An 18,446-nucleotide genomic window follows, 5' to 3' on the forward strand; every position below is an offset into this window, starting at 1 on the left:
AAGGGACGAAGAAATCGGTCACCGGCGAAGGAGGGCCTGTCATGGAGGCCAAGGAGAGGGTGGAGGGGCTCGTCCGGCGGGCCCTCGGCGCGCTGGCGGAGTACGAGGCCCTCGACCAGGAGCAGGTCGACCGCGTCGTCAGGAAGGCGTCGCTGGCGGCCCTCGCCGCCCACGGCGACCTAGCCCGCCTCGCCGTCGAGGAGACCGGCCGCGGCCTTTTCGAGGACAAGGCCGTCAAGAACCTCTTCGCCTGCGAGCACGTCACGAACGCGATGGCCGGTCTCAAGACCGTCGGCGTCGTCTCCCGCGACGAACTGAACGGCATCACCGAGATCGCCGAACCCGTCGGCGTCATCTGTGCGATGACCCCCGTCACCAACCCCACCTCGACGACCGTCTTCAAGGCCCTGATCGCCCTCAAGACCCGCAACCCGATCGTCTTCGCCTTCCACCCTTCCGCGCAGAAGTGCTCCGCCGAGGCCGCCCGGATCGTCCGCGACGCCGCCGTCGCCGCCGGGGCCCCCGCCGACTGCGTCCAGTGGATCGAGGAGCCCTCCATGGAGGCCACCCGCCTCCTCATGCACCACGACGGCGTCGCCACCATCCTCGCCACCGGCGGCAACGCCATGGTCCGGGCCGCCTACTCGTGCGGCAAGCCCGCCCTCGGCGTCGGCGCCGGAAACGTCCCCGCGTACATCGCCAAGGACGCCGAACTCCAGCGCGCCGTCCACGACATCGCCCTCTCCAAGGCCTTCGACCACGGCATGATCTGCGCCTCCGAACAGGCCGTCATCCTCGACGCCGAGATCTACGAGGAGGGCATCGCCGAGTTCGAACGGCTCGGCGCCCACGTCGTCACCGCCGCCGAGAAGACCAAGCTGGAGGAGTACCTCTTCGGCGCCACGGCCTTCGGCACCGACTGCGGCGGGGCCCGGCTCAACGCGGACGTCGTCGGAAAGTCCCCCGCCTGGATCGCCGAACAGGCCGGCTTCGAGGTCCCCGAGGGCACCTCCCTCCTCCTCGCCGAATGCGCCGAGGCCGGCGAGAACGAACCCCTCACCCGCGAGAAGCTCTCCCCGGTCCTCGCCGCCCTCAAGGCCGGCTCGACCGCCGAGGGCCTCGACCTCGCCGCCGCCATGGTCGAATTCCACGGCCTCGGCCACAGCGCCGCGATCCACACCGAGGACGAGGCCCTCGCCGAGGAGTTCGGCAGGCGGGTCAAGGCGGTCCGCGTCATCGTTAACGCCCCCTCCACCTTCGGCGGCATCGGCGACGTCTACAACGCCTTCCTCCCCTCGCTCACCCTCGGCTGCGGCTCGTACGGCCGCAACTCCGTCTCCGGCAACGTCACCGCCGTCGACCTGCTCAACATCAAGCGGATCGGACGCCGCAACACGAACACCCAGTGGTACAAGATCCCGCCGAAGATCTACTTCGAGCGCAACGCCGTCCGCTACCTCGGCGAGATGGAGGACGTCCACCGGGTCACGATCGTCACCGACCGCACCATGGGCGAGATCGGCTTCGTCCAGAAGATCACCGACATCCTCCACGGCCGCCCCGAACCGGTCGCCCTCCAGGTCATCGACGACGTCGAGCCCAACCCCTCGCTCGCCACCGTCCGGGCCGGCGCCGCCGCCATGCGCGGCTTCCGCCCCGACACCATCGTCGCCCTCGGCGGCGGCTCCCCGATGGACGCCGCGAAGATCATGTGGCTGATGTACGAGCGGCCCGAGGTCGAGTTCGCGGACACCAAGGAGAAGTTCTTCGACATCCGCAAGCGCGCCTACCGCTTCCCGAAGCTCGGCGAGAAGGCGAAGCTCGTCGCGATCCCCACCACCTCCGGCACCGGCAGCGAGGTCACCCCCTTCGCCGTCATCTCCGACCCCGAGGCCGCCCAGAAGTACCCGCTCGCCGACTACGCCCTCACCCCCGACGTCGCCATCGTCGACCCCGTCCTCCCGCTCCACCTCCCCCCGGCCGTCACCGCCGACTCCGGCTTCGACGCCCTCACCCACGCCACCGAGGCGTACGTCTCCGCCTACGCCAACGACTTCACCGACGGCCAGTGCCTCCAGGCCATCAAGCTGATCTTCGACAACCTGGAGACCTGCGTGAGGGAGGGCGCCCGCGCCCCCCGGGCCCGCGAGAAGATGCACAACGCGTCCACCATCGCCGGCATGGCCTTCGCCAACGCCTTCCTCGGCCTCGTCCACGCCATGGCCCACACCCTCGGCAACACCTTCCACGTCGCCCACGGCCGCACCAACGCCCTCCTCCTGCCGCACGTCATCCGGCACAACGGCACCGTCACCCACAAGGCCGTGCCGTGGCCCAAGGCCGAGGTCTACCGCGCCCCCGAGCGCTACCAGGAGATCGCCCGCGCGCTCGGCCTGCCGGCCGCGACCCCGCAGGAGGGCGTCGAGTCCTACGCCCGCGCCGTCGAGGACCTGCGCGACCGGTGCGGCATCCCGGCCGGCTTCCAGGCCGAGGGCGTCGACGAGGCGGCCTTCATGGCGGCCCTGCCGCAGCAGGCCCTGAACGCCTACGCCGACCAGTGCGCCCCCGCCAACCCGCGGATGCCGATGATCGAGGAGATGAAGGAACTCATGGTCCGGGCCTACTACGGCCGGTAGCCCCCGCCCGTGTGAAGGGCCCCCGCCGCGGCGGGGGCCCTTCACCCACGGGGGAGGCGGGGCTCAGCGCTCGACCTCGGCGGCGATCGGATCCGCCTCCGGCTTCCGCCCCATCGACGCCAGCACCAGCGTCACCGCGCTGCCCACCACCGCCCAGGCGGACAGCACCAGCATCGACGCCGTCATGTCGTTGCCCTTGAAGTACGCGATCGAGCGCGCCGCCCAGGTGCCCGCGCCCGGCGGCAGGGCCGGGCCGATCGCCTTCCAGAACGGCGGCAGCATCGGCGCCGGGAACGCGCCGCCCGCACTCGGATTGCCCAGCACCACCACCAGCAGGATCGCCAGGCCGATGCCGACGATCCCGAAGACCGACTGGAGGGCGAGGGTGGCCGCGCCGACCGCGAAGACCACCAGGGCGCCGAGCCCCCACAGGGCCGCGACCGAACCCGGCAGGGCGTCCAGGATCGGGCCGACGATCACCGCGCCGCCGAGCCCGCCGAGCACCGAGTAGACCGCGAGGACCCCGAGCCGGATGACCGCCCGCTCCCGGTTGGCCGGCCGCGAACCGGCGCTGATGGCGAGGATCGCGGCGCAGATGTAGCCGCCCACGCACCAGCCGACCACCAGGTAGAAGGCCGAGAGCCCGTCGAAGTCCTGCGGCGAGGCCGGGGCCACGTCCACCGTCCGCACCGTCCGCTGCTGGGTCGCCACCACCCTGGTGGTGATCTTCTCCAGGGCGGAGGAGAGCACCGTACCGCCGCCGGAGGCGACGAGCAGGGTGTCGGTGCGGCCCGCCGGGTTCACGACCAGGGCGCCGTCGATCTCCCGGTTCAGGATCTTGTCCCGGGCCTCGTCCGCGCTCGCGACCGTCCGCGGGTCGAGCGGATCGCCCGGCAGCTTCTCCAGCTGCCCGACGAGCCGGTCCGCGACCTGCTCCGGCGCGACCACGCCGAAGGGCACGTCCACCGGCTTCGGATTGTGCAGGGCCCCGACGTACGAGGTGATGAAGAGGAGCTGGAGCGCGAAGACCCCGACGACGAGCAGGGCGGCTCGGGGGGTGACGGCGCTTTTCAGTTCGTCGACGAGACTCATGCCCCCAGGCTCCGGCGGGAGGCCGGTCCCCGCAGGCGGGACGGGGCCGAACGGACGACGCCGCGTCAGGTTTTTTACCGACGCGTAGCTTCCCGTCCCGGCTACCCGCCCGTAACTTGGCGGGAGCGCATCCCCACTTGTGGTCCGGGCCGCAGGGCACAGCACCCCCACCATCCCCTTGAGCCGCAAGGAGATCGCCCGATGCTGCCCTGGAAACAGCTCGTCCGAGCCCTTTCCGTCCTGCTCCTGACCGTCGCCGCCGTCCTCGCCCCCACCGCCGCCGCCCAGGCCGCGGCCCCCTCCCGGGGCTGGAACGACTGGTCCTGCAAGCCCTCCGCCGCCCACCCCCGCCCGGTCGTCCTCGTCCACGGCACCTTCGGGAACTCCGTCGACAACTGGCTCGGCCTCGCCCCCTACCTGGTGAACCGGGGCTACTGCGTCTACTCGCTCGACTACGGGCAGCTGCCCGGCGTCCCCCTCTTCAACGGCCTCGGCCCCATCGAGAAGTCCGCCGGACAGCTCGACGCCTTCGTCGACCGGGTCCTCGCCGCCACCGGCGCCCCCGAGGCCGACCTCGTCGGCCACTCGCAGGGCGGCATGATGCCCCGCTGGTACCTCAAGTTCCTCGGCGGCGCCGACAAGGTGAACGCCTTCGTCGGCATCGCCCCCGACAACCACGGCACCACGCTGCTCGGCCTCACCCGGCTGCTGCCGTACTTCCCCGGCGCCGAGGACCTGCTCACCGCGGCCACCCCGGGCCTCACCGACCAGATCGCCGGCTCGGCCTTCCTCACCCGGCTCAACGAGGGCGGCGACACCGTGCCCGGCGTCCGCTACCACGTCATCGCCACCCGGTACGACGAGGTGGTCACCCCGTACCGCAGCCAGTTCCTGACCGGGCCGGACGTCACCAACGTCCTCCTCCAGGACAAGTGCGCCGCCGACCTCTCCGAGCACGTCGCCATCGGCACCGTGGACCGGATCGCCTTCCACGAGGTCGCCAACGCCCTCGACCCGGCCCGCGCCACCCCGACCACCTGCCTGTCGGTGATCGGCTGACCCTCCCGGCTCAGCCCCGGCGGGTACGCCGCCGGCCCGCGCCGAACAGCACGGCCGCACCGGCCGCCAGCACGGCGGCGCCGCCCAGCGCCAGGTACGGGGTGGCGCCGTCGCCGCCGGTCTCGGCCAGCTCCACGCCCTCCCCGGCGACGGCGGTCGCGGCCTGCTCCTCCTGCCCGCCCTGCGGGGCCTTCCCGGCCGGCTCCGGCGCGGCCGCCGAGGCCCCGCCCGTGCCGCCCGTGCCGTGGTTGCCGTGCTGGACGGAGGACTGCCCCTTCCCCTTCTCGATCTGCTTCTCGGTCGGCGCGGAGGCCGTCGGCGCCGGAGCCTTCGTGGCGCCCCCGCCGCTCCCGGCGGTGTCCTTCCCGAACACCACGTCCGAGCAGGTGTAGAACGCCTCGGGGGAGTCCGAGCGCTGCCAGATCGAGTAGATGAGGTGACGGCCCGACTTCTTCGGCACCGTCCCCTGGAACACGTAGTCGCCGTTCTCCATCTTCGGGTCGGTCACCGTCACGAACGGCTTCGCCTCCAGGTCCGACCACTTCAGCGGCTTCGCCGGGTCGTACCCGTCCTTCGTCACGTACAGCTCGAACGACCCCGCGTGCGGCGCCGTCCCCTTGTACCGGAAGGTGTGCGCCCCGGACGCCATCGCCGTCGACGGCCAGTCCGCCCGCGGCAGGTCCAGCCCCTGGTACGTGGCGTTCCCGGCGCTGCACAGCTTCCCGTCCGGGATCAGCTGCCGGTGCTGCCCGGCCGCGTTCGCGATGTTCACCGCGTTCCAGTCGTAGAACGCCTGCTTCCCGCTCGCGGCCACCGCCGCCTTGCAGGCCGCCGACGTCGGCGACTCGGGCCCTTCCGCGTAACAGGCCGCGACCCGGCTCACCGGATCGGTCATCGACCCGTGCGCGGCCGCGGGAGAACCGGCCAGCCCGACGAGGACGACCGCGGCGGAGGCGGTCACGGCGGCGGCCGTACGGCGAGAAGTCATGGGGGGACGCTCCTAACAAGGGGGAAAGAGTGGGGGGTTGCCCCGCACGCTAACCCCCCGCCCACCCCGAAACGCCCCCGGAAACCCCCACCCCCCGATCCTTAGGCTCCCTTTAAGGCACAGCAAAGCACCCCCTCAGGAACCGCCCCCCGGCGGCTCTCAGTGGCGTGAATCCGCTGTGGCTCCCGGAGCCGCCCGGATACCCTGGCCGACAAGCGAGAACGACGGGGAGGGGCGGTTCGTGGAAGCGGAGTTGGCCGTACTGGCGGGCACGGCGGGGACGACCCTGGTCACCTTGCTGACCACCGAGGCGTGGCAGCGTGTCAGCGACGGGATCACATCGCTGTGGCGCCGCGCCGAACCGGAACGGGCCGAGGCGATCTCCGCCGAACTGGAGGTGGCCCGAACCGACCTGCTGGCCGCGCGGGAGACCGGCGACTCCGGCACCGGCGGCGAACTGGGCGCGGAGTGGCAGGGCCGGATCCGGCGCCTGCTCGTGGCCCACCCCGAGGAGGCCGAGGTGCTCCGCGCACTCCTCGACGAACTCCGGCCCGCCCTGCCCGACGTCCCCGCGGTCACCCAGCACGCCACCGCCTCCGGCCACGCCCGGGTGTACCAGGCGGGCCGCGACCAGCAGATCGCCTCGTCATGACCGGCGCCAACGACGCCCGGGCCGACGGCCACGGGCGGGTCTACCAGGCCTTGGGCGACCAGCACATCGTCGAGCACCACCACCACGCCCCCGACTGGTCGGGCCCCGACTCGGTGCGCCACCCGGCGGTCGGCCGCGCGCCCGTCGTGCTCCGCGGCCGCGTCGAAGAGATGGCCCGCCTGCGGGCCGCCGTCGCCCCCGGCGCGGGCAACGGCGTCTACGTCCTCCACGGCATGGGCGGCTGCGGCAAGACCGCCGTCGCCCACACCCTCTTCCGGCACGCCGTCGACCACGCCGGCCGGATCGGGTTCTGGGTCAACGCCTCCGACCCGTCCTCGCTGCGCGCGGGCATGCTCGCGGTCGCCGCCGACCGGGGTGCCAGCGACGCCGAACTCACCGGCGCGCGCAGCGGGCTGCGCCCGGCGGCCGACCTCGTCTGGCACCACCTCGACGCCTCCGACCGGCCCTGGCTGCTCGTCCTGGACAACGCCGACACTCCCGCCGTCCTCCGTGACGGCGGTTGGCTGCGCACCAGCCCCACCGGCACCGCCGTCGTCACCACCCGGCAGGCGGCGGCCCACTGGTGGCCCGGCGCCGAACTCCTGAGGTTCGGCGTGCTTCCCCGAGCGGACGCCGCCCTCGTCCTCCAGGACCTCGCCCCCCACGCGGGAAGCACGGAGGAGGCGGCCGAGGTAGCCGACCGCCTCGGCTGCCTCCCGCTGGCGCTCACCCTGGCCGGCGGCTTCCTCGCCCACCAGATCATCGACCCGTGGAACCTCACGGAGTACCGGCAGGGGCTCGACGGCGCGGCCGGCCACCACCCCGTCGAACTCATCGACCGGGGCGCCGAGACCGGCGCGGACTCCCGCCACCTGCTCAGCCGCACCTGGCAGCTCTCCCTCGACGCCCTCACCGCCCAGGGCCTCCCCGAGGCCACCGCCCTGCTCCGGCTGCTCGCCTGCTGGGCGGGCGACCCGCTCCCGCTCGGCCTCCTCGCCGGGGCCGGCCTCGGCACCGCGCTCCACCCTTCCCGCGTCGAGTCCGCCCTCCGCGGCCTCCTCGACCACTCCCTGGCCGAACTCGTCCCCGGACAGGTGCGATGCCTGAGGGTGCACGGCATCGTCCTCGACAGCGTCGCCCGCGCGACCCCCGCCGAGCAGCGCGAACACCTCGTCACCACGGCCGCGGGTCTTCTCGGCGCCCTCCTCCCGGAGGTCCCCGAACGCGGCGCGCAGCCCCCGGCGGTCCTGCTGCTCGCCCCCCACGTCACCGCGCTCCTGCGGCGCGCGGTGACGTGGGGCGTGGCCCCCGAGATCGTCGGAGAGGTGGTCGACCGGGTCGTGCGGCTCGTCGTCGCCGTCCACCGCTCCGGGGACTTCGCAGCCGCCCTCGCCCTGGCGCGCGAAGCCCTCGACATCGCCGGCCGGGTGCTGCCCGCCGACACCGTGCCCCTGATCAGGCTGCGCACCCGGGTGGGCCGCGCCCTCTTCCGCGTCGGCCGGTTCGAGGAGTCCGCCGCGGTCCACCAGGAGGTGCTCGACGACTGCGAGAGGGTCCTCGGCCCTGACGCCCCGGAGACGCTGGAGGCGTGCTGGCGACTGGGGAGCCCCCTCTACAACCTCGACCGGGTCGCCGACGCGGTGCTCCTGAACCGACGGGTGGCACGGGAGCGGGAAGCGGCCCTGGGGCCCACCCACCCCCTCACCCTCATCATCCGCAAGAGCCTTCTGGAGATGGCGGGCCACCCGGACGCCGGCACCCCTCGGGAACGGGACGAGCTCCTCGCCGAAGGCCCCGCCGTCATCGCGGACTGCCGCACGGCCTGGGGGAACGACCATCCGCTGACCGTCGGCGGCGAACTGTCGTACGCGTGCGCGCTCGCCCTCGCAGGCAGGCCGGACGAAGCGCTCCACCACGCCCGGCGGGCTCTCTCCGGCTACGAGCGGCTCCTTCCGCCGGGCCATCCCCTGCTGCTCAACACCCGATCCACCCTGAGCGCCGCCCTCTACGCCCTCGGACGGCGCGAGGAAGCGATCGAGCAGGGCGAGATCCTGGTGGAGGGACGGAGGAGGGTCCTGGGGCCCGAGCACCCCTGGACGGTCCATGCCGAGGGTCTGCTCCGGAAGTACCGCGCCGGGTGACCCTCACCCCGCCGGCCGGTAGCGTCGTTCCGGGCGGCCCGTGCCGCCGTAGCGGAGGGTCACCTCGGCGCGGCCCGTGGCGGCGAAGTGCTCCAGGTAGCGGCGGGCGCTGACGCGGGAGAGGGAGCCGGCCTCGGCGCACTCGGTGGCGGAGAGGCCCTCGGGGTGGGCGCGGAGGATGCCCTCGACCAGGTCGGCGGTGTGCGCGGCGAGGCCCTTGGGGAGTTCGCGGGAGCCGCGGGGGCGGGTGCCGAAGATCTGGTCGACGTCCTCCTGACGGGCCTCGTCCAGGCCGTCGAGGCGGGTCCGCAGCGAGGCCACGTGCCGCAGCTGCTCGTGGAGCGCGGCCTGGTTGAAGGGCTTGATCAGGTAGTGCAGGGCGCCGGCCCGCAGCGCCGCCCGGACCATGCCCGCGTCCCGGGCCGCCGTGATGAAGAGGGCGTCCATCGCCAGGCCCGCCCCGCGCAGTTCGCGCAGCACCCCGATGCCGTCCATGTCGGGGAGGAAGATGTCGAGGAGGACGAGGTCGGGGCGGAGCCGGTGCGCGGCGCGCAGCGCCTCCGCGCCGGTGTGCGCGACACCGACGACGGAGAAGCCCGGCACGGCCGACACATAGCGGCTGTGCAGCTTGGCCACCATGAAGTCGTCGTCGACCACCAGCACCTTCGTCACGCCGCACACGGTAGGGCGCGACCACAAGGACCACAACGTCCATTGGTTGCGGAAGCGCGACAGCTTCCTCACGCGCGGGCAACATGTGGGCACTTCCCCCGTCCGGGCCCGCCCCGGAAACCCACCCCCCTTCCTTCGAGAGGCGGCCTCGTTGCGTCTTCGCACCCCCTTCGCCCTGCTCGGGGCGGCGCTGCTGGTGCTCGTGGGGCCCCCGCTGCTCACCCCCGGCAGCGGCTCCGGCTCCGACACCGGCACCGACATACCCGGCCTGCGGTTCATGGTCCCCAACACCCCCGGCGGCGGCTACGACATCACCGCCCGCACCGTCGCGAAGAACGCCGAGGAGGCCGGCCTCACCGGCGGCATCGAGGTCTTCAACCTGCCCGGCGCGGGCGGCACCGTCGGCCTCACCCGCCTGGTCGGCGAGCGCGGCGACGGCCGCCTCGCCATGTCGATGGGGCTCGGCGTCGTCGGCGCCGTCCACACCAACAAGACCCCCCGCACCCTCGCCGACACCACCCCGATCGCCCGGCTCACCGAGGAGCAGGACATCGTCGTGGTCTCCAAGCACTCCCCGTACAAGACCATCGGGGACCTGCTCGCGGCCTGGAAGGCGAACCCGGGCAAGCTGCCGGTCGGCGGCGGCTCCTCGCCCGGCGGCCCCGACCACCTGGCGCCGATGCTGATGGCGCGGGCCGCCGGCATCGCGCCCCGGGACGTCAACTACATCCCCTTCGACGGCGGCGGCGAACTCCTCGCCTCGATCCTCGGCGACAAGGTCGCCTTCGGCGTCTCCGGCGTCGGCGAGTACCTGGACCAGATCGAGGCGGGCGAGCTGCGGCTCCTCGCGGTGACCGGCGCCGAGCGGGTCCCCGGCCTCGACGCCCCCACCCTCCGCGAGGCCGGCCTCGACACCGAGTTCACCAACTGGCGCGGCATCGTCGCCCCGCCCGGCCTGACCGACGCCGAGCGGGAGCGGCTGGTCGGACTCGTCACGAAGCTGCACGACTCGCCGCAGTGGCGGGAGTCGCTGAAGACCCACGGCTGGACGGACGCCTTCCTGCCCGGCGAGGAGTTCGGCGCCTTCCTCACCGCGCAGAACGAGCGCGTCGACACCGTACTGAAGGAGCTGGGACTGTGACCGGCGGTGCGCGGGCCTGGCTGCGGGCCCACTCCGAACTGGGCGTCAGCGCCCTCCTCCTGCTCCTGGGCGTCCTCGTCCTCACCGACGCCCTCACCCTGGACGTCGACGTGGCCGCCCGCGGCCCGGTCGGCCCCGCCACCGTCCCCCTCGTCGTCGGCTGCGGCCTCCTCGCCGTCGCCGTCCTCCTCGCCGCCGACGTGCTGCACGGCGGCCGGGGCGAGGCCGAGGGCGGCGAGGACGTCGACCTCGACGCCCCCGCCGACTGGCGCACCGTGCTCCTCCTCGCCGGTTCCTTCCTCGGCTTCGCGGTCCTCATCGGCCCGCTCGGCTTCCCGGTCTCCGGCGCCCTGCTCTTCTGGGCCGCGGCCTACGTCCTCGGCAGCCGCCACCCCGCCCGCGACCCGCTGATCGCGGCCGTCCTCTCCCTCCTCACCTACGGCGTCTTCGACCGGCTGCTGGGCGTCCCGCTGCCCGGCGGCCCGCTGATGGGAGTGCTCTGACCATGGAATCCCTGACCTCCCTGATGGACGGCTTCGGGACCGCCCTCACCCCCGTCAACCTGCTGTGGGCGGCCGTCGGCGTGCTCCTCGGCACCGCGATCGGCGTGCTGCCCGGCATCGGCCCCGCCATGGCCGTCGCCCTGCTCCTGCCGGTGACGTACGGCCTCGAACCCACCGGCGCGTTCATCATGTTCGCCGGCATCTACTACGGCGCCATGTTCGGCGGCTCCACCACCTCCATCCTGCTCAACACCCCCGGCGAGAGCGCGGCCGTGGTCGCCGCGATGGAGGGCCATCCGATGGCGAAGGCGGGCCGGGGCGCGCAGGCGCTCGCCGCCGCCGCGATCGGCCACTTCACCGGCGGCATGATCGGCACGCTGCTGCTGGTGGCGCTCGCCCCGGTCGTCGCCGCGCTCGCCGTCGACATCGGCGCCCCCGACTACCTGGCGCTGATGGTCCTCGCCTTCATCGCGGTCACCTCGGTCCTCGGCTCGTCCCGGATCCGCGGCGTCGCCTCCCTGCTGATCGGCCTCACCATCGGCCTGGTCGGCCTGGACCAGCTCACCGGCCAGCAGCGGCTGACCTTCGGCTCGCTCCAGCTCGCCGACGGCATCGACGTCGTCATCGTCGCGGTCGGCCTCTTCGCGATCGGCGAGGCCCTGTGGGTGGCCGCGCACCTGCGCCGCACCTCCGGCCGCCCGCTGCCGGTCGGCCGCCCGTGGCTGGCCCGCGAGGACGTCCGGCGGACGTGGAAGCCGTGGCTGCGCGGCCCGTTCATCGGCTTCCCGTTCGGCGCGATCCCGGCCGGCGGCGCGGAGATCCCGACCTTCCTCGCGTACGTGACGGAGAAGCGGCTCTCGAAGCACCGGGACGAGTTCGGCAAGGGCGCCATCGAGGGCGTCGCGGGGCCGGAGTCGGCGGCCTCGGCCTCGGCCGCCGGCACCCTGGTCTCCATGCTGACGCTCGGCCTGCCGACGACGGCCGTCGCCGCGGTGATGCTCGCCGCCTTCCAGCAGTACGGCATCCAGCCCGGCCCGCTGCTCTTCGAGCGGGAGCCCGAGCTGGTGTGGGGCCTGATCGCCTCGCTCTTCGTCGGCATGGTGCTGCTCCTCGCGCTGAACCTGCCGCTGGCCCCGGTCTGGGCGAAGCTGCTCCGCATCCCGCGCCCCTACCTGTACGCCGGCATCCTGTTCTTCGCCGCGGTCGGCGCGTACGCGGTCGGCGGCGAGGCGCTCGACCTGGTCGTCCTGCTGATCGTGGGCCTCCTCGGCCTCGGCATGCGCCGGTACGGCCTGCCGGTCCTGCCGGCGGTGATCGGCGTCATCCTCGGCCCGGCCGCCGAGCAGCAGCTGCGCCGGGCGCTCCAGATCAGCGACGGCTCCCTGACCGGCCTGGTGAACACGCCGTTCTCGGTGACGGTCTACGCGGTGGTGCTGCTCCTGCTGGGGTGGCCGCTGCTGCGGAAGGCCGTGGCCCGCCGCGCCTCCTGAGCGCGGCCCCGCACGTACGCCCCCGTCCCTCCCGACCCCCGTTCGGGACGGCCGGGGGCGTACTCCCGTCTTCGCGCGCGGGAGGGCTCAGACGGCGGCGAGCAGGGCCGTCAGGCCGTGCCGGCCCAGCCGGGCCAGCTCGTCGAGGGCGGCGACGGCCCGCTCGGCGGCCTCCGGGTCGGCGGCGGACAGGCCGCTCGCCGCGAACTCGTCCTCGTCGAGCCGCAGAACCTCGCTGCCGTCGGCCGACACCCACAGGTCCAGGTCGAGGTCCTCCACCACCACCCCGGCGGGCCCGATCGCGGCGGGCCGGGTGACGTCGCAGTACCAGCCCTTGAGGACGCCGTCGGCCGCCCGGACCTCCTTCACCGTGTACCAGCGGTCGGCCCAGTAGTGCTCGACGAAGACGTCGCCCGGCTCGAAGCGCACGAACCCGAAGTCGCGCACCCCCTCGGCCGCCCACGGCGCCCGCACCGACAGCCGGGTGGCGGTCTCGGCCAGCACCTCGGCGGGGTAGCGGATCTTCAGCCGGCCCGCCTTCCACAGCGCGACCTCAACCGAGCGTCCGGACATGCCGCACCTCCGTCGCCGCCACCTCGTAGCCGAACCAGGCGTTGACCGCCAGCATCGGTCCGTTCGCGGCGTCGTTCCCGGTGAACGCCTCCCGGCAGCCCGCCGCCCGCGCCCGGTGCAGCGACTCGTTCTTCACCAGCTTCGCCAGCCCCCGGCCCCGGAAGGCGGGCGCGGTGCCGGTCATCCCGGAGCCGTACCGGCCCAGGCCGTCGGTCAGGGCGGCGGTGAAGGCGGCCGGCACCCCGTCCACCACCGCCACCACGGACAGCTCCCGGTCGAGCAGCGGGTTGCTCCAGGTGGTGGCGAGCCAGTGCGCGTAGTCGTCGAGGACGGCGGCGACGTCGCCCGGCTCGTCGGCGCTGGTCGCCGCGTCCAGCTCGAAGAGCGGCCGGGGGTCGGTGGCGAAGCCGGCCGCCGTGCGCAGCTCGACGCCGGCCGGGGGCTCCCGGCGCGGCGGCAGCGCGGCCGAGGCCAGGTCCAGCCGCAGGAAGCGGGCCGACCGGCTCGGCGCGTAGCCGTGCCGTCCGGCGAAGGCCCGGTCCCCGGGGGTGTCCAGGACCCAGCTGTACAGGGTCGTCGCGCCGCGCTCCGCCAGGTGCTCCTCGGCCGCCCGCAGCAGCAGCGCCCCGGCGCCCCGGCCCCGGTGCGCCGGGTCCACGCCCACGTTGACCGAGCCGATCCCCGGCTCCGGGGACTCGTGGGCGAGGGCCACCTCGGCGGTGCCGATGACGTCGCCGTCCTCCGTCACGGCGACCAGCGGCCGGGCGCGGGCGTCGGGATGGGCGTGTGCCCAGGCGGCGGCGGTCTGCTCGGCGGTGGCCAGCATGTAGGGGAAGGCCGCCCGCCGGACGCGGGCGAAACCCCCGGCGTCCTCGGGCCGTACATCACGGACGATCACAGTCATGGGGCCGCACGCTACGGGCGGGGCCGTACCGCCGCCTCCCATTTTCCGGCGGGGTGGGGGCAGAATCGGGCGGGTGACACTGACTCTCGTTGTGGACCAGCAGTCCACCACCGCCCCCTACGAACAGCTGCGCGCCCAGATCTCGGAGCGGGCCCGGTCGGGCAGACTCCCGGTCGGCTACAAGCTGCCGACGGTCCGGGGACTCGCGGAGCAGCTGGGGCTCGCCGCGAACACGGTCGCCAAGGCGTACAAGGCCCTGGAGGCCGACGGGGTCATCGAGACCCGGGGCCGGCACGGCACCTTCGTCGCGGCGGCCGGTGACGCCGCCAGCCGCCGGGCGGCCTCCGCCGCCGCGCAGTACGCGGAGGAGGCGTACCGCCTGGGCCTCACCCGGGACGAGGCCGAGGGCGCCGTCCGGGACGCGCTGCGGGCCGCGTACGACTCCGAGTGAACCGGTGCGGGCCGTGCCGCCTCGGCACGGCCCGCACCCGGAGCCCCGCGTGGTGGGGGCGGGGACTCACAGATACAGGCCGGCGGCGGGGAGGCGGGGTTCGGGCAGGCCGACCGGGGAGGCCCCGCGGCGCAGCGCGAACAGCTCCGCCAGGGTGGCGCCCTCGTCCGGCACCCCGTCCTCCCGGCCCAGCCAGGCCGCCGACTCGGCCGGGGTCAGCCGCCCGACCTCGATCCGGGCCAGGCAGCGGCCGGGCCGCACGACGGCCGGATGGAGCCGCTCCACGTCCTCGTTGGTGGTGAGCCCCACCAGTACCTTCCGGCCCTGGCCGAGCAGGCCGTCCGTCAGATTGAGCAGCCGGGAGAGGGCCTGTCCGGCGACGTCCTTGGCGCCGCCCCGGATCAGCTCGTCGCAGTCCTCCAGGAGCAGCAGCCGCCACCGCTCCTTCTCGCCGTCCTCGTCCTCGCCGATGGCGATGTCCATGAGGTAGCCGATGTCGTTGAAGAGGCGCTCGGGGTCGAGCACGCAGTCCACCTGGCACCACTCCTGCCAGGACCGGGCGAGGGTGCGCAGCGCGGACGTCTTGCCGGTGCCCGGCGGCCCGTGCAGCAGCAGGAGCCGTCCGGAGACGTCGTCGGGGGTCAGCGTCATCAGCCGGTCCATCGACTCGGCCACCGGCGCCGTGTAGTTGGGGCGGGCCTCGTCCCAGGTGGTCGCGCTGATCCGGCGGGTCATCCGGCGCGGGCCGCGCTGCGGGGTCAGGTACCAGAAGCCCATGGACACGTCCTCGGGCTCCGGCTCGGGCTCGTCCCGGGCGTTCTCGACGGCCTGGTCGAGGACGCGCCGGGCCAGTTCGGGGTCGGTGGCGGTGACGAGGACGTCGGCGCGGTGCTTCCAGCGGGTGGAGAGGATCGTCCAGCCGTCGCCCTCGGCCAGCACGGAGCTGCGGTCGTCCTCCTCGGCGCCGCGCAGCACGCGGGCGCCGGGCGGCAGCAGGGTCGCGTCGGGCCTGGCCCGGTCGAGGGTGGTGCTGCGGGAGTGCGGCTGCTCGCCGGTCGTGAACCGGTCGAGGACGAGGGCGTCCAGGACGTCGGTGGGCGAGTCGCTGTCGTCGATCTGGATGGAGACCGGCAGCGGCGGACGCGGCCCGGACGGCACGGCGGAGGTGTCGGACATGCCGCCATGATCCACCGGCGGCCCCCGCCGCGCACCGGATTTTGCGGCGGGGACGGGGGAAGGGGCCGACCGGTCTCCCGGACCGGCCCCGGCGGCTCAGATCCAGTGCCCGCGCGCCGCGCCCCGGGCCCGCCGGGTGAGGGCGTACGCCTTGGTGAGGGCCCGGTCGGCGGCGAAGTTCCGGCCGATCGCCCGGCCCTCCACGAGGCGGGTGAACTCCTCGACGGTGGTGGAGCGGCGGACGGTGACCCGTTCCAGGGCGTACGGCCCCTGGCGGCGGCGCGCGAGCGCGTTGCCGACGGCGAGGGCCTGCGCGAAGCCGGCCTCCCGGACGGCGGTGCGCACCCGGCGGCTGGAGTAGCCGTACGGGTGGGCGAAGGAGACGGGCGCGGTGCCGGTCTCCTCGCCGATCAGCTCCCGGCAGCGCAGCGCCTCGAACCGCAGCCGTCGGGCGTCGAGCTGGTCGAGCTGCGGGTGGGTGTGGCTGTGGCCGCCGATCTCGGTGCCGGCCGAGGCCAGTTCGCGCACCTGCTCCCAGGAGAGCATGGTGTCGAGGGCCCCGCCGGCGGCGTGCCGGCCGGGCAGCCAGCCGCTGGTGACGAAGACGGTGCTCGGGAAGGAGTGCTTCGCGAGCACCGGCAGGGCGTACCGGTGCACGCCCTCGTAGCCGTCGTCGAAGGTGACGAGGACCGGCCGGCCGGGCGGCTCGGCGCCGGTCCGCCAGGCGGCGGCGAGCGCGGCGGTGGTGACGGGGGTGAAGCCGCGCCCGGCCACCACCTCCATCTGCGCGGCGAACGCCTCGGGGGTCACGGAGAGCCCGAGCGTCGCGGGCGCCGGGTCGGGGGAGACCGCGTGGTACATGAGGATCGGCACCGGCGCGGGCGCGCCACCGGCCCGGTCCGTCCCCCCGCTCACACCGCCGCCTTCCCGGGCAGCGCCCTGCCCGCGCCGGACACGGCCCCGGCCCCGGATTCCTCCGGTACGGCCCCGGTCCGCTCCGGTACGGCCTCGGTCCCGGCTTCCTCCGGTACGGCCCCGGTCCCGGCTTCCTCCCGTACGGCTCCGGTCCCGTCCCCCGCGGTCGCGGTCTCCTCCGGTACGGCTCCGGGTTCCGCGGCGGGGGCGTCCGCCGGGGTGATCGGGCCCCAGGAGAAGGCGGGGGCGCCGCCCCGGCGGGCGCGGAGGGTGCCGAGGGCGTAGCCGCCTGCGGCGAGCGTCATGCCGGTGACGATCGCGCCCGCGCGGCCCGCGCCGCCCGGCCGCCGGAGCAGGGCGTCCCGCAGCCCGCGCAGCACCCCGGCGGGCAGCACCCGGCTGGTGTAGCGCCGCTCGGACTCCAGGCCCTTGCCCGCGCCGACGCTCTGCGCGACGAGGGCCTTGGAGAGCCCCTCGGCGTAGACGCGGCTGCGGAAGTAGGCGAAGCGCTCGCGGACGGCGGGCACCTTGTGGTGGATGACCGCGCGGTCGTCGATGAGGAGGACCGCGCCGGGCACCGCCCCGGCGAGCCGGATGCACAGCTCCGTCTCCTCGCAGCCCAGCGGGCGCCGGTCGCCGTCCCGGCCGATGCCGGTGGCGAAGCCGCCCGCCGCGTCGAAGGCGGTGCGCCGGAAGGAGGCGTTGCCGCCGAGGACGTTGCGGACCCGGGCCCGGCCGGGGGGCAGGCCCCGGTAGGTGCAGCCGACGACCCAGTCGAACTCCTCCGGGAACCAGGCGGGCCGGCGGCCGGACGCCCAGAGGGGCAGGGTGCGGCCGCCGACGGCGACGACCCCGGGGTCGTCGTAGCCGGCGGCGAAGTGGTGCAGCCAGTCCCGCTCGGCCACCGCGTCGTCGTCGAGGAAGGCGACGAACTCGCCGCGGGCGGCGGCGATCCCGGTGTTGCGCCCGGCGGAGAGGCCGCGCGGGCCCGCGTTGGCGAGCACCCGGACGCCGCCGTGCCCGCGCTCCGCCGCGTACTGCCCGGTGAGCCGGTGCAGGAGCCGCTCGTTGTGGTCGACGACGAGGAGGGTCTCCAGGGCGGGCAGCGACTGCCGCCGGACGGAGTCGACGGCGGCGAGGATGTCCGTCCACCGCTCCTCGGTGTAGACGCAGATCACCACCGAGAAGCGGGCCGGGGCGGCGCGGTCGCTCAAGACGCCCCTCCCCGGGGCACGCTGACGGAGAAGGCGGCGGGGCGGCGGAGCGCCCGGACGGCTCTGGGAACGCGCTTCTCCCTGAGGATCACCTTCAGGACGCGGATGCCGTCGCGGACGGCGTTGAGGTTGCTGACGCCGTGGATGCGCAGGTACTCGTGGCTCGGGACCTCCTGCACCTTCAGACCGGCCTTGACGACCCGGATGTTGATGAGGGTCTCGATCTCGAAACCGGTGCAGTCGAGGGTGATCTTGTCGAGGCAGTGCCGCCAGAAGGCGTTGTACCCGTAGCAGAGGTCGGTGTAGCGGGCGCCGAACTTGCGGTTGACCAGACTGCACAGGGCCCAGTTGCCGAGGCGTCGGATTCCGGTCATGTCGTCGGTGCCGCCGCCGTTGGCGAAGCGGGAGCCCTTGGCGAAGTCGGCGCCGCCGACGAGGGCGGAGACGTACGAGACGATCTCCTGGCCGTCGGCCGAGCCGTCGGCGTCGACCATGACGATGATGTCGCCGGTGCAGGCGGCGAAGCCGCTGATCAGGGCGTCGCCCTTGCCCTTCCCGACCTGCTTCACGACCTTGACGTCGGGGCGCAGCGCGCGGGCGACCTCCACGGTGTCGTCCGTCGAATTTCCGTCGACGAGCACGACTTCGTGAATCCAGTCCGGCAGTGTCTTGAACACGTACGGAAGATTTTCCGCTTCATTCATCGCGGGAATGACGACGCTCACCGGTGGGGTGATCGCCAGATGAGACGTGATGGCCCGGTACTGGGCCGCTATTCGACTCGGCTCGGTGATTTCTTGGCCCGTGACGGCCGGGCGCAGGAACGAGCTCATTGGTCG

17 protein-coding genes are annotated in these 18,446 nt (G+C 74.1%); 8 read left to right on the plus strand and 9 right to left on the minus strand.

Translation table 11 applies throughout. The features are described 5' to 3' along the window. Positions 1–41 precede the first annotated feature (41 nt). Positions 42–2,636: a bifunctional acetaldehyde-CoA/alcohol dehydrogenase gene (gene adhE, locus IE219_RS11195; RefSeq protein WP_229849720.1), complete on the plus strand. Its 2,595-nt coding sequence runs from the start codon at positions 42–44 to the stop codon at positions 2,634–2,636. A gap of 63 nt (positions 2,637–2,699) precedes the next feature. On the opposite strand, the gene IE219_RS11200 is transcribed toward adhE, so the two are convergent. Beyond that, the gene (locus tag IE219_RS11200; RefSeq protein ID WP_189976490.1) at positions 2,700–3,728 is read right to left on the minus strand and encodes an ABC transporter permease; all 1,029 of its coding nucleotides are present in this window, start codon (positions 3,726–3,728) and stop codon (positions 2,700–2,702) included. A 201-nt stretch (positions 3,729–3,929) separates the two neighbouring features. On the opposite strand from IE219_RS11200, the gene IE219_RS11205 reads away from it, so the two are divergent. Next, positions 3,930–4,787, plus strand: coding sequence for an esterase/lipase family protein (locus tag IE219_RS11205; RefSeq protein ID WP_189976491.1), 858 nt, complete (start codon positions 3,930–3,932; stop codon positions 4,785–4,787). Between the two features lie 10 nt (positions 4,788–4,797). Here the strand turns inward: IE219_RS11205 and IE219_RS11210 are convergent, their stop codons facing one another. Next, positions 4,798–5,775: a lytic polysaccharide monooxygenase auxiliary activity family 9 protein gene (locus IE219_RS11210; protein ID WP_189976492.1), complete on the minus strand. Its 978-nt coding sequence runs from the start codon at positions 5,773–5,775 to the stop codon at positions 4,798–4,800. A gap of 241 nt (positions 5,776–6,016) precedes the next feature. On the opposite strand from IE219_RS11210, the gene IE219_RS11215 reads away from it, so the two are divergent. Next, positions 6,017–6,427: a hypothetical protein gene (locus IE219_RS11215; RefSeq protein ID WP_189976493.1), complete on the plus strand. Its 411-nt coding sequence runs from the start codon at positions 6,017–6,019 to the stop codon at positions 6,425–6,427. After that, the gene (locus IE219_RS11220) at positions 6,424–8,568 is read left to right on the plus strand and encodes a tetratricopeptide repeat protein (RefSeq protein ID WP_189976494.1); all 2,145 of its coding nucleotides are present in this window, start codon (positions 6,424–6,426) and stop codon (positions 8,566–8,568) included. Before IE219_RS11215 ends, IE219_RS11220 begins: the two co-directional genes overlap by 4 nt. Positions 8,569–8,571: 3 nt before the next feature. Here IE219_RS11220 and IE219_RS11225 read toward each other — a convergent pair whose 3' ends face one another. Further along, positions 8,572–9,240: a response regulator gene (locus IE219_RS11225; protein ID WP_189976495.1), complete on the minus strand. Its 669-nt coding sequence runs from the start codon at positions 9,238–9,240 to the stop codon at positions 8,572–8,574. Between the two features lie 151 nt (positions 9,241–9,391). Between IE219_RS11225 and IE219_RS11230 the strand changes: the two genes are divergently transcribed. The 3 genes from IE219_RS11230 to IE219_RS11240 are packed head-to-tail and all read left to right on the plus strand — an operon-like array spanning position 9,392 to position 12,374. Then, on the plus strand, positions 9,392–10,381 hold the full coding sequence (locus tag IE219_RS11230) for a Bug family tripartite tricarboxylate transporter substrate binding protein (RefSeq protein ID WP_189976496.1): 990 nt from the start codon (positions 9,392–9,394) through the stop codon (positions 10,379–10,381). After that, complete coding sequence (locus tag IE219_RS11235; RefSeq protein ID WP_189976497.1) at positions 10,378–10,884, plus strand: tripartite tricarboxylate transporter TctB family protein; 507 nt, start codon at positions 10,378–10,380, stop codon at positions 10,882–10,884. The genes IE219_RS11230 and IE219_RS11235 overlap by 4 nt, the downstream gene beginning before the upstream one ends. Before the next feature lie 2 nt (positions 10,885–10,886). After that, positions 10,887–12,374 carry a tripartite tricarboxylate transporter permease gene (locus IE219_RS11240; protein ID WP_189976498.1) on the plus strand — a complete coding sequence of 496 codons (1,488 nt, stop codon included), beginning with the start codon at positions 10,887–10,889 and terminating at the stop codon, positions 12,372–12,374. An 87-nt stretch (positions 12,375–12,461) separates the two neighbouring features. On the opposite strand, the gene IE219_RS11245 is transcribed toward IE219_RS11240, so the two are convergent. Next, positions 12,462–12,947: a ribonuclease FAU-1 family protein gene (locus IE219_RS11245; protein WP_189976499.1), complete on the minus strand. Its 486-nt coding sequence runs from the start codon at positions 12,945–12,947 to the stop codon at positions 12,462–12,464. Further along, complete coding sequence (locus IE219_RS11250) at positions 12,928–13,851, minus strand: GNAT family N-acetyltransferase (protein WP_189976500.1); 924 nt, start codon at positions 13,849–13,851, stop codon at positions 12,928–12,930. Before IE219_RS11250 ends, IE219_RS11245 begins: the two co-directional genes overlap by 20 nt. A gap of 73 nt (positions 13,852–13,924) precedes the next feature. On the opposite strand from IE219_RS11250, the gene IE219_RS11255 reads away from it, so the two are divergent. Next, positions 13,925–14,302: a GntR family transcriptional regulator gene (locus IE219_RS11255; protein WP_189976501.1), complete on the plus strand. Its 378-nt coding sequence runs from the start codon at positions 13,925–13,927 to the stop codon at positions 14,300–14,302. Positions 14,303–14,368: 66 nt separating this feature from the next. On the opposite strand, the gene IE219_RS11260 is transcribed toward IE219_RS11255, so the two are convergent. The 4 genes from IE219_RS11260 to IE219_RS11275 all read right to left on the minus strand — a co-directional run bounded on the left by IE219_RS11260 (position 14,369) and on the right by IE219_RS11275 (position 18,440). Next, on the minus strand, positions 14,369–15,478 hold the full coding sequence (locus IE219_RS11260) for a DUF5925 domain-containing protein (RefSeq protein ID WP_189976502.1): 1,110 nt from the start codon (positions 15,476–15,478) through the stop codon (positions 14,369–14,371). A 96-nt stretch (positions 15,479–15,574) separates the two neighbouring features. Then, on the minus strand, positions 15,575–16,339 hold the full coding sequence (locus IE219_RS11265) for a polysaccharide deacetylase family protein (protein ID WP_189976796.1): 765 nt from the start codon (positions 16,337–16,339) through the stop codon (positions 15,575–15,577). 50 nt (positions 16,340–16,389) lie between these two features. Then, on the minus strand, positions 16,390–17,574 hold the full coding sequence (locus IE219_RS11270; RefSeq protein ID WP_373298816.1) for a glycosyltransferase family 2 protein: 1,185 nt from the start codon (positions 17,572–17,574) through the stop codon (positions 16,390–16,392). 29 nt (positions 17,575–17,603) lie between these two features. Beyond that, entirely contained in the window at positions 17,604–18,440 is an 837-nt protein-coding gene (locus tag IE219_RS11275) for a glycosyltransferase family 2 protein (RefSeq protein WP_189976503.1), read from the minus strand. Positions 18,441–18,446 lie beyond the last annotated feature (6 nt).

This window comes from Streptomyces termitum (genome assembly GCF_014650175.1).
In the GTDB taxonomy this organism is placed as follows: domain Bacteria; phylum Actinomycetota; class Actinomycetes; order Streptomycetales; family Streptomycetaceae; genus Streptomyces; species Streptomyces termitum.